Consider the following 13,180-nt stretch of genomic DNA (forward strand, 5'->3'; position numbering starts at 1 on the left):
GAGATATGATGAATGGAAGGATTATAACATCCTCTAGACTGCATTTAACCCTAATAGATCTTAATGGTGAAAGGGGCCGCCTTGACGGCGGAGTTGGTCTCACACTTAAAGACCCTAAACTTATTATAAAAGCCAAACCCAATGGAGAACTCAAAACAGAATTTGCAGAAAAGAACCTCCAATGGGATCTCATAAAAGAATACTCAGCCAAGATAGAAGAAGCGGCTAAAAGGACGCTAAATTACCTTAAAAGCAATCAAAGATTAGATTTCATCATAGAAAAGGCATTCCCCGCCCATTCTGGCCTGGGATCCGGGACACAGGTTTCCCTGGCAATTGCAAAGCTTATAACAAGTTTCCATGAGGTTGAAATGGACTCATGGGAGCTTGCAAGGATAGTGGGCAGAGGAGGAACCTCCGGGATAGGCGTGGCCTCATTTGAATATGGAGGTTTCATAGTTGACGGAGGCCACAGTAAAAAAGAAAAAACAGATTTTTTACCATCATCCGCATCCAGGGCATCACCCCCACCAGTAATCGCCAGATACGATTTCCCAGAGGATTGGAATATTATAGTGGCAATCCCAAAAATTAACAGGCAAGTATCCGGCAGGAAGGAAGTTAACATATTCCAAGAATATTGCCCAATCCCCCTAGGAGAAGTTGAAAGACTATCCCACATAATTTTGATGAAGATGATGCCATCAGTCATAGAAGAGGACATCGATTCATTCGGGGAAGCCATAAACGAAATCCAGAGAATAGGATTCAAGAAGGTTGAAAGAAAACTACAACATCCAATCATAGATAATATAATAGAGAACATGCTATCAACTGGCGCTGCTGGGGCGGGTATGAGCTCATTCGGGCCAGCAGTCTATGCAGTCACTGACACAAACCCAAAGGATATTCTAAGAGCTGCCAAGGAGACCATGGATGACATTGGGGGCCTAGCCCTCATAACAAATGCTCGAAATAGTGGGGCTGAATATGAATAAGATAATAGAAGGAAGAACCTGGAAATTCCCAGATAATATAGACACGGATGTTATAATCCCAGGAAGATACCTTAGAACCTTCAACCTAGATGAACTTGCAAGCCACATCATGGAAGGTATAAGACCCGACTTCCCAGCTAAAATAAAAAAAGGGGACATAATCCTAGCAGGTAAAAATTTTGGATGCGGCTCATCAAGAGAACAGGCACCACGCGCCCTTAAACATGCAGGCATATCAGCGATAATAGCAAAATCCTTCGCAAGAATATTCTACCGAAACGCCATTAACATAGGCCTCCCAGTTATAGTAGCGGATATAAAAGCCGAAGAGGGTGACATACTCAAAATAGACCTAGAAAAGGGTATTATAGAGAATAAGACTAGTGGCGAGACATTCAAGATAAAACCATTCAACGATTTTATCCTAGAAATACTAGAAGATGGTGGGCTCGTGGAACATTACCTAAAAAAGGTAGCCTATTAACAATGAGGTAATCTGAGATGAAATGTCCCATATGTGGCTCGGAATCCCTTAAAGTATTAAAGAGTAAAACAGAATCCGATTCAAAATATAAGAAGATTAAGAGACTAATTCTAGAATGTGAAGATTGTGGGACAATATTCAAAGAAAGGCTAGTCATATCCAAGCCACTCGAGTATCCGGTGATCATAAGCCAATATGAAAAATCATGGAAAGACAAGGTCAAATTATACTCTGATGAAGAAATAGCAGTAGGGGACACGCTAAGCATAGGCGGAAGATTAGTAGAGATAACATCCCTGGAACTAAAAAATGGTAAGAGAGTTGACAAGTGCAAGGCTTTAGACTTGGCCACAATATGGGCCATACCCTTAGATGCTCCAGCAAGAATAGGAATCTCCATAGACTTACATGGGAGAGTATTTTCAAGGAAACTTGAACTAGACAGGAATTTCACATTTAGAGTAGGTGACATATTCAAACTCGAAGACCACATCTTCCAAGTGAAATCTATAAAAACAACTGACAGGCACATCAAAAGGGGTGGCGCGCCAGCCCATAAGATCAAGAGAGTCTACGGATCACCCACCAGGGGAAAATACAAGTTTGACCTCTCTGATAATATCATATCGGGATCTTAATGTTAGAAGAACGCAAAAGAATGGTTGAAGACCTTGTGGCCAGAGGTTATATAAAAACCGAGAAAGTGAAAAAGGCCATGGAAAAGGTTCCAAGGGAAAAGTTCGTACCCCCAGAGCATAGAATGAGCGCCTACCTTGACCAGCCACTACCAATAGGTGAAGGACAGACAATATCAGCCCCCCACATGGTTGCGATGATGTGCGAAGTCCTAGACCTCCAAAGGGGGATGAAGGTATTAGAAGTGGGTACAGGATGCGGGTACCATGCAGCAGTCGTCGCCGAGATAATCGGGGAAGAAGGGAAACTCTACACCATAGAACGTATAGAGTCACTGTACAAGAAGGCTAAAGAGAAATTGAAAGACTACAGGCAAATTAAGGTCATCCATGCTGATGGCACGGAAGGTTGGGAGGAAGCAGCACCATATGATAGGATCTATGTAACCGCAGCAGCGCCAGAGGTGCCAGAGCCCCTCAAAAGACAATTAAAGGTTAAAGGCAAACTCCTAGTACCCGTCGGACGGGACAGATTCTACCAAGACCTCCTATTAGTGGAAAAATTATCAGAGGACAACTTCAAGACCAAAAACCTCGGTGGAGTGGCATTCGTACCCCTAATAGGTAAATATGGATGGCGATTCTAAAATTTTTTATAAAACAAAGGATAATAAAATACTATACCTAATTTTACCCCTGGAGAATTATGATGAGAGCATACATTGAAACATTCGGATGCACCTTTAACAAAGGAGACTCAGAGATAATGGCAGGAATACTCTCAAAAAAAGGCATAAGGGTAGTGGACACTATCAAAGATGCTGATCTCATCATAATAAACACATGCTACGTTAAACATCCAACTGAACATAAGGTCATAAACAGGATAAAAAAAGTCCAAGAACTCTATCCTTCCAAGCCACTAATAGTAACCGGGTGCATGGTAGAGATAGACCCTGAAAAACTCGAGAAAATAGCACCAAGGGCAAGTTGGATAGGACCACACAAAATCCACAAAATATACGAAGCGGCCAAGGGGACAATAGTAGGTGAAAGGATAAAAGAGACCGGACCATATCCTATAAAGAAAGCCGAAATGCCCAGGATAAGATTCAACCCCCACATACATATAATACAGTTATGTGAAGGATGTCTCGGGGAATGTAGATATTGTTGCACCCGCTTCGCCAGGGGAAAACTGCAAAGCCACGCTATAGAGGCTCTGAAAAGGGAGGCAGAACAGGCCATAATAGAGGGTTGTAAAGAATTGCAATTAACAGCCCAAGACACAGCAGCCTATGGCAGGGATATTGGTGAAAATCTACCAGAACTCCTCAACCAGATAAGTTCAATAGAGGATGATTTCAGGATAAGGGTAGGTATGATGCACCCCATGAACGTACTAGACATATTAGAAGATCTCATAGACGCATTCAAATCAGAGAAAATCTACAAATTCCTACATTTACCAGTTCAGAGTGGAAACAATAGAGTATTAGAGGATATGGGGAGAGGATACACAGTAGAAGATTTCAGGTATATAGTGGAAAGTTTCAGGGAAGAAATACCCGAAATGTCCATTGCAACTGATATAATAGTGGGATATCCAACAGAGGATGAAAAAGCGTTCCAGGATACTTGCAAACTTCTAAAGGAGATAAAACCAAACTTCATCCACCTATCAAAGTATAAACATAGACCAAGAGCACCATCATCCTCACTTAAAGAATTGGACTTCAAAGTTGTTAAAAGACGTTCAAAAATAATAGAAAAGATAAAATCAGAAATAACAATAAAAGATAACATGAAACTAATTGGAAAATCCCAGAAGATACTAATAGTCGAAAAAGGCAGGAAAGGAGGTTTCATAGGACGTACAAACTCTTATATACCGGTTATAACAGAAAAGGCCGATCCAGGATCTTTCCTAAAGGTTAAGATTAATGGGGCGACTAACACCTACCTTACAGCAACCCCAATAGAATAATTTTAATGCCGTGGGCCGGACTTGAACCGGCGACATCCAGATCTTCAGTCTGGCGTTCTCCCAACTGAACTACCACGGCAATAGTGGGCCGGACGAGATTCGAACTCGCGACCACCTCCGTGTCAGGGAGGCATCCTACCCCTAGACCACCGGCCCCCAATCCTCTGATTGGAGCTCACCCCCACCCAATTTCCCACTAGGGGGGTGTTCATACCACGGGGGGTTACGCACTTAAAAGTTTAAGTTTATCTATAACCCGGACCAGGATCCCGTATTCATCACATATACGTTTTTTTTTTTTTTTTTTTTTTGGGTGGAACTATCCCACCCTAGGGATGGGGAGACCCTTCCCTATGATCACCCCCTCCAGTTGGGGGATCATATGGGGTGGAGGTTTCTCTCTGCGGGCGCTCGGGAGCGTCCCACATCCTATTTCATAGTTCTTATCATCTCTTATATATAAGTTTCTATCCTCCGTGAACCACCCCCACGCCTACCTGGGGAGTTCCCGCTTATAAAATTTTCTAACCATCCCCCCTACTTTATCCCCCAGCCTTCGAAAAAAAGACCTAGCAACAATGGAAAATTCCTTCTTCTTTCAAGGGAGATTAAACGTATGATTTCAGTAAATTTTATTAGACAGTACTTTTATAGATGGGACAAACATTAGGTCCAACCTTTTTTTGGTGGTTGTTGTAATGGAATACGAAATTCTAATCCCCTCACTGTTGGTTATAGGATTGTATATAATCACCTAGGGTCTTTATAAGATGGGTCTAGTCAATAGAAGGTGGCATGTGAATCTTTGGAATCTTATAATATTCATGGCATTTATAGTCTCTGGTATTGGGGGTTTCATCCTCCTATCCATGCTAGAATATGGTGTGAAAGCCCCTTTTAATCATCAATTGCTCTATTGGCATGTTGAGGCGGGCGTAGACCTTATGATCATAACCATATTCCATTTCCATTACTATAAAGGTAGTATATATAGGGTATTCGGGGTGCGTTAACTTTGTGTTTAATGGAAAAAATCGCCAAAAAACTAATATTACTATTACCAGCCATCACCGGGCTATTATCAGCTGATGGATCCTGTGCTGCTTCTTGTCCATATGGGCTTGTAAATGATCCTTATCCTGGGCAGTGCCCCCGGTATACTGACTTGAATGGTGATGGTTTCTGTGACTTTTCACAGACATCAACTTCCATGGCAACGGATACCGCAGCTGATGAACCCCATCAAGGGGACGCTACAAACCATACTATAGGAGATGCAGACGCTGATGGAGTGGATTATCATATCATACCAGTTACGATGATTATCATAGGATTATACCTTCTCACCTATCATCTTTTTAAGAAAGGGTATATTAAAAGGTCGAAGTATAGGAGATTATGGAATCTGCTTTTAACGTTCGGTTATGCCGGGACGGGATTTACAGGATTCTTATTGATTTTCTTCATAAAATTAAGTATCAGGACAGCTTTAAACCCATCGATAACATATTGGCACGCTGAAATGTCAATCCTTATGGTAGTGGCGACACTTTTACATATACACATTTACTGGAAACCCTTCAAGTTCATCTTCTCATTTTAGTCTTATAACACGGTGGGGTGTTACTATCATGTTTATTTTTTCATCATGTGGCTCCACTGGGACCTTTTTGATGATCTGCATTTCATCCACAGTCGTCACAATGGGCGTCTTATCCGTTATAGCATTTTGGCCTTTAAGCTCCCTTATTTCACGATCCCCGTAACCTCCACCCTTACCTAGCCTGTTACCCTCCATGTCAACGGCCACAGACCCTTCAACTACGAGATCGACTTTGGGGAAAACTTTTATAGGTGATCCGAACTTGTAAGCCCCTCTTATAGTGGAGGCTGATCTTTCACAGCCCCTTGCATCAGCAGCTCTAATATAGAGGTATCCTCTTTTGAGTCGTGGTGTGGGCATTATAAGATCTTTACCATGGCGTAGGGCTAACCCCCTTACTGGACGCTGTGCAGAATCCGGACTCGAAAATATCACCCTGGATTTTTTCCATTCCATTGTCCTTGAAAGGCGTAGTGCAGCGGCCATGGAACCCTTGAAGTCTGGTATTCTACCATAGTCTCCTTTAGGTCTTCGGGAGATGCCAAGTTTGTGCAGGCGATCCCATATTAGTTTTCTGACTTCCCCTTTTTTCATTGATCCCCCATTATAACCCTTGTACCGGCTATTTTATCAAATAATCTTAATTCTTTATTGTATCCTAGGATCACATCGAATATCAGTGGGAACCAGCAAATTTTGGGCAGATTTCTTATTATAACCTGTCTGTATTTTAAATCCCCTTCTATGGAGACTACCTCCAGTTTCTGGTTTAATTTGCCAATAGTCCCACCATGATACTCAAAGTAACTGAAATATGAGATTGTAACGATGGCTAATAAAACTAGCCAATAATTATAGAGGAAAAATGAGCCCGTGAAGACGATTACAGGATAGGCTAGTAAAGTTAGGGCCCATATTATCAAATTGACCACTAGAAAGTCTATAATAAAAGCGAAAAGTCTCCTTTTTGTGATTTCCTCCATTTTAATCAACCTTAACATACCCTTGGCACCGGATCTGCTATGGGCGCTTCAATTATCCTCCTACCCCCAAGGGATGTTTCGAGTATTACGTGTTTGTCATCTGTCACCTCACCTACTATCTGTGCTTCGGCTCCATATTTTGTCTTCCTGATTGCCTTAAGGATTTCATCTGCAAGTTCTGCTTCCACGCCCATAACAATTTTACCCTCATTCGCAACCTCATAGGGGTCTATGCCAAGCATCTCAGAGACCGCCCTCACTTCATCCTTTATGGGTATCTTATCCTCTTCTATTAGTATGCCCACACCAGATTTTTCTGCTAATTCATTAAGGGTATTTGCAAGACCTCCACGGGTAGGGTCCTTCATGGCCTTCACACCCCCCACCTCCAGGGCGGCCTCCACGATCTCCCAGATTGGGGCTACATCAGATTTGAGGCTTGTTTCGAAGCCGAACCCTTCCCTGTATGCCATTAATGCTATTCCATGGTCTCCTATGCTCCCTGTTAGGATGATCTTGTCCCCAACTTCGAGTCCGTTATCCCTTATTATCTTGCCCTTCTCCGCTATCCCGATGCCCGTTGTTGTTATCACCATCTTGTCAAGTTTTCCTTGTTCCATCACCTTAGTGTCACCTGTTATTATCGAAGTTCCTGTTTCCTGGGATACTTGGTCCATAGATTTTATGATACGCTCTAATTCCTCTGAATTGAATCCTTCACTTATTATCATGGCATTTGCGATGGCAAGGGGTTTCGCGCCCATAACTGATATGTCATTTATGGTACCTGAAATTGCAAGTCTCCCAATATCCCCACCTGGAAAGAACAATGGGTCGATGGTATGACCATCTGTACTTATAACTATCTCATAGCCGTCTAATGGTATGCTAGCTGCATCATCCAAATCATCTAATCCGACACCACCATTGACGCTCTTTTTCTGGATGTTGGAGAGAATTATCTCTGATATGAGATCTTGCATCATCTCTCCGCCCGCACCATGTGACATGCTGATCTTCATAGCTTCACCTTTTATATTACCCTATCATTATAATATTATAGGAGAGTATAAAATTGTTTCCCAGGGGGAACATTCCCAAATTTGAAGTTTATCCCCCTGGTAGATCCAAAAAATTTATATAATGAGGTGCTAATTAGTAGATGATATAATTTTTTCTCTGGGGGGATCCTCCAGAGGGGTGATGAGAGTATCATCTGCCCCTTGATTTAAAGATTATATCCTCTAATTCTAATATATAATATTTTGAGGTGATGTTAAAATGGCGATATGGCAAGGTAGATCAAAGAGAAAACCAACCGGTGGAAGGTTGAAAAAGAGCAGAGGCAAAAGAAAATATGAACTTGGAAGGGAAGCCGCGGAGACAAGAATCGGCGAAAGAAAGATTAGGACAATAAGGACAAGGGGGGGTAACAGGAAGCTTAGACTAGTAACAGACACCCATATAAACGTGGTAGATCCTGACACCAACAAAGTGGAAATTGCAGAGATACTAAATGTAGTGGAGAATAGGGCCAACCCCCACTTCGTAAGGAGGAACATCATAACAAAGGGTGCTATTGTAGAGACAAGTAAAGGCCTTGCTAGGGTAACTTCAAGACCTGGCCAACATGGCATACTCAACGGCATACTAATCAAGAAATGATGGGTGTATAAATTTGGTTGATAACCTGAAAAAGGAGATACTATCCCAGGTTGAGAAATTCTTGGATTATATTAATAATAGGCTCCCAGAGGGGATGGAACTCGAATATGAAGGCTTCTACCAGAGGGGCTTCTTCGTAACCAAGAAGAGATATGCTCTAATCGAAGACGATACCATCATCGTCAAGGGCCTTGAACTAGTAAGGAGGGATTGGGCGCCAATAGCCAAGAAAACACAGCAGATGGTCCTCCGGGCAATACTAGAGGAAGGATCCCCCAAGAAGGCTAAAGATATCATAAAGAAGGTTATAAAGGATATTAAAGATGGTAATGTGCCAGTCGAGGATCTTATCATCCACACGCAGATCACCAAAAACCTTGATGAATACAAGCAAGTAGGCCCCCATATAATAGCGGCTAAAAAATCCCTCCAAAAGGGTAGGTGGATTGAAAGGGGGTCCATAATCCGCTACATTATAGTGAAGGGAAAAGAACCCATCAGTCAAAGGGCGGTTCCAGTCGAGGACTTCAAGGGAGAATACGACCCTGACTATTATATAGAGAATCAGGTTCTAGCCGCCGTATCCCGTATAATAACATCCCTTGGATATTCAACAGATGATATCCTTATACTGGCCAAGGGCGAAAGGCAGAGTAGCCTAGACGCATTCCTCCAATAGTGGGTGAAGTTCATGTTAAAGGCCGTGTACTTTGACATTGATGACACACTCTATGACACGTCAAGTTTCGCCAAGTTAGCTAGAAAAGCTGCTTTAAGTGTGATGATCGAAGCCGGGTTACCCCTCACACAAGAAGAGGCTTACCCCCTCCTCAGGGAGATTATAGATGAAAAGGGATCAAATTATGGTAAGCATTTTAACGTGCTTACAGAGAGAGTTTTCGGCGAGGAAAAACCCCTACTGATAGCATTGGGGGTTATAACATACCACAATGTTAAATTCGCCCTTTTGAGGCCATTCCCCGAGACCATACCAACTTTGATACACCTTAAAGGTAAAGGTTATCACCTTGGGGTGATATCCAATGGTCTCACCATAAAACAATGGGAGAAACTGATAAGACTTGGCATACACCATTTCTTTGATGAGGTTATCACCTCAGAGGAAGTGGGAGTCGAAAAACCAGACCCAAGAATATTTAAGGAAGCCCTCAATAGGATGGGTTGTAAGCCCGAGGATTCCGTCATGGTCGGGGATAAATTTAAAGAGGATATAATCGGCGCCGTGAACGCGGGCATGTCAGCAATACTTGTCAATTCCAAGTTAAAAGATGATGAAAAGGATTACATAAAAAGAGAGAAACTTGACATTGAAATAATATCCAACATAGGAGAGCTTAAAAATATCCTATAGACGGTGTCTAAAGTGGATTATTACCATGATGAAAAAATGCAAAAATTCTTCGAAGCTTTAAAACAGCCAAAGAGTCTCGATGAAATAGACCTATCCAGTGAGTTCATAAAAAACCTCATCCTCAAAATCATAGCAACCTATGGGACGATAAAAGTTGAAAGAATCCACGAAATCACCGGATTACACGTTAACATACTCGAAGAATGTATGAGGGAAATGGAAGAAGAGGAATTATGTGCTTCCATTGGTGGGGGCTTCCTATTCCCCACAGTAACATATACCATAAAAAGAGAGGGAAGAATCCTCGCAGAAAAACTCCTCAAAGAAAACCCATATGCTGGCATGGCACCAGTAACATATGAAATCTATTACAAGATAATGGAAAAACAACTCGAGGGAAGATTCCCCATCAAAATACCCGAGGAGATAATCGAAGAAGCATTCAAGGATATTGTTGGCAGCGAAGAAGCTAAAAAGACCATGATTGAGGCTGCTACAATTGGGAAAGGCTTTTTCATATATGGGCCCCCAGGGACGGGTAAAACCTTCATCACAAGTAAAATGTCAAATCTCCTTCCCCCAATTCTAATCCCACGTTATATCGAATTTAATGAACAAGTAATCCAATTATACGACCCAGATTTTCACAAGCTCTGCAGTGAACAACCAGAAGATCCAAGATGGGTTAAAATATATGCACCATTCGTCTTCACAGGATCCGAACTTACAGTTGAAAAAATGGAGACAAATTTCAACCAAAGTAAGGGTGTATACGAAACATCCCCTATCATAAAAGCAAATGGTGGCGTCCTACTCCTTGATGATCTCGGAAGACAAAAAGAAGACCATAACATGATACTAAACCGCCTAATAATACCCCTAGAAAATAGGAAGGAAATGGTATATATTAAAGGGGTGCCAGTCACTGTACATTCACATTTCATACCAGTATTCTCCACAAACCTTGATATAAGTATAATGGATGAAGCCCATCTTAGGAGGGCCCCATTACATATATTCCTCCAAGAACCGCCAGTAGATGAGATAATTGAAGTATTCAAAAGAAACTTGGATTTACTAGGCGAAGAATACGATGAAGAAATCTTTGAGAGGCTAAGACTAGTCTACACACCCGTGGAGGATGGTGGTGAAGGATTAGCCCCAACCTTCGCCCATGCAAGGGACCTTGCCCAGATAGCCCAGGCAGTGAGAATAAATCGTGGAATGGAAAAGATAACCCTTGACATACTAGAAGAAGCCCTAGAAAGGAATGTTCTCATAGACCTTCAAAGGATGGATATTGATATTGCAGAGGCGCAGCAACGCCTACGCACTTTCAGGGTGGAAACTTCACAAGTTGAAGAAGCTAAAAAGTTATTATTAGCGTATGGGGCGGTCGAAGTAGGCGTCGAAGATATTTCAATACTTTTAGACCTTAAAGGGACAATAAACCCTACCCTGTTACTTGAATATCTTAATGAAAATAAGATAGACCCCAAGAATGTTGAAATTATAACAGAAAATAAAATCAGATTGCAAACATTACAGATTGAAGAAGTTAAAAGATTATTAGCAGAGTGCGGATCAGTTGAACTAAACATTGAAAGCGGTTCAATACTTGTAGATTTTGAAGAGACAGTGACCCCCACCCAACTACTTGAATATTTTAATGAAAATAGCATAAATGTCAAGGATATCAAGATTATAACAGAAACTAAAAGGGAATTTCGGAAAATTATCCTCAGTAGAGGGGCGTCTTCATGAATATCCAGGGGATAATCCTACCATCTTTGATTTCCCTTTCTGTGTCGATTATTTTCTGGCTTTTAGTTATGATAGTTCCAAGCTTTTTTCCGAGGGAAACAGCTAGGCTAGTATCATACTTTAAGAAGGAGCCGGAGGATCCGTTAGAGATAGCCACTATCCTCGCCCATCTAGGGGATAGTGGCTGGCGGAAGTTTTTTGCCATGGAACTTTTAAAAGGGAGATTCCATGAAAAGTTAAAAGAGCTTGAATTAAGAAAGTGTGAAGAGTGGGCGAGGGAAGTCGAATCCCAAAAAGAACTTTTAGAGAAGAGAAAACTTACAGACGATGAAATACTCCACATAGAAGCGGGTAAAGATCTGAAAAGAATGTATGGTGACCTATTAAAGGCTGTGGGGGCTGATAAGTCAACATTCCAACTTAATAGGTATGAGGAGGAATTTATAAGGATACGGGAGGAAAAAAAGGGTCAGATCAATGAACTAAGAAATAAATATGATGATTTCAAATTCTGGGCCCTGAAAAATAGGAACCTGCTAAAATATATCAAGGAGAGGATCTTTTCAAATAAAGAATTCCAACTTTCGAAGATCAAGGATTCATCAAAGGAATGGGCTCTTATACACTTATGGGGTTTGGAAGCACCTGAAAAATATCAAACTAGTAAATTGTATGAGAACCTCTTACTTTATATGGCGATTGTAGGGGATGAAAAGACCCTCATGGAATTAGCAATATCTCTTAGTTCACACGAAAAATCATTAGATTTCCTCGATAAGATCATAAAAAAGGTTGAAAATTGGTTAGCTAGATCCTAAACCAGGATTTTCCCCAGTTATTATAAAAATGTTATCTGCAATGTCTTTTCTTAGCACAATCTTCGACCCATTCACTTCTATTTCAATGGATTTTATCGGATAGCCTTTTTTCAAGACTTTTATAAAACTTCCGATGGTTATCCCCATTTTTTCTACGAACTTGTAATCACCCCTTATAAAGGATACTGTTCCTTTTTCCATTTCCTCTAATTGGGGTAATGATAATAGATTTTCATCCCTTGAACCTATTTCTTTAAGGTCCTCATCTTTTCTCTCCACACATTCATTACATGTTTCGAATTTGAAGTCACATGGGGGTATAGGATTTTTATCTGGACAATAACTTGGCTGCTTGAGCAGCTGACAGAGGGCCCTTTCAGCATCATCAGAAAGTGCATGTTCCATTTCACAAGCCTGTTGATGTATTTTATCCTGTTTCAAATTTAAAATGTCATATAGGAACCTTTCAAGCAGCCTATGCTTCCTTATGACCTTTTCAGCCATCCTATAACCTTTCATTGTGAGTTTAACGCCCTTATATGGTGAATAATCTACAAGGCCCATTTTAGCCAATCTCTGGAGCATTTGAGTGACGCTTGCAGGTGCTATCTTTAATTCCCTGGATATACTGGATGTGCTTACAGGTTCTTTTTCCTGTGAAAGTTTATAGAGAGTTTCTAGGTATTCTTCTATGTTTTCACTTAAAACTTCCATTAGGTTCACCTAAATATTATTTTTAAGATCCCCATATAATAATTTTCGAATCTAAACTCTCTCCCAACAACTTTTCCTTTATCTGGAAACCCATTCACAACTTTGACCTGAAGTATTAATATCATGGACGGTACTTTTCATAACCAAAAAATTTATG

16 protein-coding genes and 2 tRNA genes are annotated in these 13,180 nt (G+C 41.1%); 12 read left to right on the forward strand and 6 right to left on the reverse strand.

Features of this window, described 5'->3' with window-relative positions:
- The first annotated feature begins 8 nt into the window (after window positions 1-8).
- The 5 genes from MTTB_RS02820 (at window position 9) to MTTB_RS02840 (ending at window position 4,104) form a co-directional block, all read left to right on the forward strand.
- Window positions 9-998 (forward strand): beta-ribofuranosylaminobenzene 5'-phosphate synthase, encoded by a 990-nt coding sequence (locus MTTB_RS02820; RefSeq protein ID WP_345894012.1) that lies wholly within the window; start codon window positions 9-11, stop codon window positions 996-998.
- On the forward strand, window positions 991-1,482 hold the full coding sequence (gene hacB, locus MTTB_RS02825) for a homoaconitase small subunit (protein ID WP_248565005.1): 492 nt from the start codon (window positions 991-993) through the stop codon (window positions 1,480-1,482). The genes MTTB_RS02820 and hacB overlap by 8 nt, the downstream gene beginning before the upstream one ends.
- Window positions 1,483-1,499: 17 nt before the next feature.
- Entirely contained in the window at window positions 1,500-2,120 is a 621-nt protein-coding gene (locus MTTB_RS02830) for an HVO_0476 family zinc finger protein (protein ID WP_248565006.1), read from the forward strand.
- The gene (locus MTTB_RS02835; RefSeq protein WP_248565007.1) at window positions 2,120-2,764 is read left to right on the forward strand and encodes a protein-L-isoaspartate O-methyltransferase; all 645 of its coding nucleotides are present in this window, start codon (window positions 2,120-2,122) and stop codon (window positions 2,762-2,764) included. The genes MTTB_RS02830 and MTTB_RS02835 overlap by 1 nt, the downstream gene beginning before the upstream one ends.
- Before the next feature lie 62 nt (window positions 2,765-2,826).
- Window positions 2,827-4,104, forward strand: coding sequence for a tRNA (N(6)-L-threonylcarbamoyladenosine(37)-C(2))-methylthiotransferase (locus MTTB_RS02840; RefSeq protein ID WP_248565008.1), 1,278 nt, complete (start codon window positions 2,827-2,829; stop codon window positions 4,102-4,104).
- A 6-nt stretch (window positions 4,105-4,110) separates the two neighbouring features.
- Here the strand turns inward: MTTB_RS02840 and MTTB_RS02845 are convergent.
- A tRNA-Phe gene (locus MTTB_RS02845) sits at window positions 4,111-4,183 on the reverse strand.
- Between the two features lie 5 nt (window positions 4,184-4,188).
- Window positions 4,189-4,260, reverse strand: a tRNA-Val gene (locus MTTB_RS02850).
- Between the two features lie 614 nt (window positions 4,261-4,874).
- On the opposite strand from MTTB_RS02850, the gene MTTB_RS02855 reads away from it, so the two are divergent.
- Both MTTB_RS02855 and MTTB_RS02860 read left to right on the forward strand, forming a co-directional pair.
- Complete coding sequence (locus MTTB_RS02855; protein WP_248565009.1) at window positions 4,875-5,117, forward strand: hypothetical protein; 243 nt, start codon at window positions 4,875-4,877, stop codon at window positions 5,115-5,117.
- A gap of 11 nt (window positions 5,118-5,128) precedes the next feature.
- Window positions 5,129-5,707 carry a hypothetical protein gene (locus tag MTTB_RS02860; protein ID WP_248565255.1) on the forward strand — a complete coding sequence of 193 codons (579 nt, stop codon included), beginning with the start codon at window positions 5,129-5,131 and terminating at the stop codon, window positions 5,705-5,707.
- Here MTTB_RS02860 and MTTB_RS02865 read toward each other — a convergent pair.
- From MTTB_RS02865 to hypE, 3 genes are read right to left on the reverse strand one after another with little or no spacing between them, the layout of a single operon-like run.
- Window positions 5,699-6,301: a 5-formyltetrahydrofolate cyclo-ligase gene (locus MTTB_RS02865; protein ID WP_248565010.1), complete on the reverse strand. Its 603-nt coding sequence runs from the start codon at window positions 6,299-6,301 to the stop codon at window positions 5,699-5,701. The two genes, MTTB_RS02860 and MTTB_RS02865, sit on opposite strands and share 9 nt — an antisense overlap.
- Window positions 6,298-6,690, reverse strand: a complete 393-nt coding sequence (locus MTTB_RS02870) for an RDD family protein (RefSeq protein WP_248565011.1) — start codon at window positions 6,688-6,690, stop codon at window positions 6,298-6,300. The genes MTTB_RS02865 and MTTB_RS02870 overlap by 4 nt, the downstream gene beginning before the upstream one ends.
- Before the next feature lie 11 nt (window positions 6,691-6,701).
- Entirely contained in the window at window positions 6,702-7,712 is a 1,011-nt protein-coding gene (hypE, locus tag MTTB_RS02875) for a hydrogenase expression/formation protein HypE (protein ID WP_248565012.1), read from the reverse strand.
- Between the two features lie 259 nt (window positions 7,713-7,971).
- Between hypE and MTTB_RS02880 the strand changes: the two genes are divergently transcribed.
- The 5 genes from MTTB_RS02880 to MTTB_RS02900 are packed head-to-tail and all read left to right on the forward strand — an operon-like array spanning window position 7,972 to window position 12,309.
- On the forward strand, window positions 7,972-8,355 hold the full coding sequence (locus tag MTTB_RS02880) for a 30S ribosomal protein S8e (protein WP_248565013.1): 384 nt from the start codon (window positions 7,972-7,974) through the stop codon (window positions 8,353-8,355).
- Window positions 8,356-8,368: 13 nt separating this feature from the next.
- Complete coding sequence (locus tag MTTB_RS02885; RefSeq protein WP_282570379.1) at window positions 8,369-9,034, forward strand: DNA polymerase domain-containing protein; 666 nt, start codon at window positions 8,369-8,371, stop codon at window positions 9,032-9,034.
- Between the two features lie 12 nt (window positions 9,035-9,046).
- On the forward strand, window positions 9,047-9,727 hold the full coding sequence (locus MTTB_RS02890; RefSeq protein WP_248565014.1) for a TIGR02253 family HAD-type hydrolase: 681 nt from the start codon (window positions 9,047-9,049) through the stop codon (window positions 9,725-9,727).
- A gap of 12 nt (window positions 9,728-9,739) precedes the next feature.
- A complete protein-coding gene (locus MTTB_RS02895; protein WP_248565015.1) occupies window positions 9,740-11,491 on the forward strand; it encodes an ATP-binding protein in 1,752 nt (583 codons plus the stop codon).
- Window positions 11,488-12,309: a hypothetical protein gene (locus MTTB_RS02900; protein ID WP_248565016.1), complete on the forward strand. Its 822-nt coding sequence runs from the start codon at window positions 11,488-11,490 to the stop codon at window positions 12,307-12,309. The genes MTTB_RS02895 and MTTB_RS02900 overlap by 4 nt, the downstream gene beginning before the upstream one ends.
- Here MTTB_RS02900 and MTTB_RS02905 read toward each other — a convergent pair.
- Window positions 12,295-13,023 carry a metal-dependent transcriptional regulator gene (locus MTTB_RS02905; protein ID WP_345894013.1) on the reverse strand — a complete coding sequence of 243 codons (729 nt, stop codon included), beginning with the start codon at window positions 13,021-13,023 and terminating at the stop codon, window positions 12,295-12,297. The two genes, MTTB_RS02900 and MTTB_RS02905, sit on opposite strands and share 15 nt — an antisense overlap.
- Window positions 13,024-13,180 lie beyond the last annotated feature (157 nt).

It is taken from the genome of Methanothermobacter tenebrarum, from assembly GCF_023167465.1.
In the GTDB taxonomy this organism is placed as follows: Archaea; Methanobacteriota; Methanobacteria; order Methanobacteriales; family DSM-23052; genus Methanothermobacter_A; species Methanothermobacter_A tenebrarum.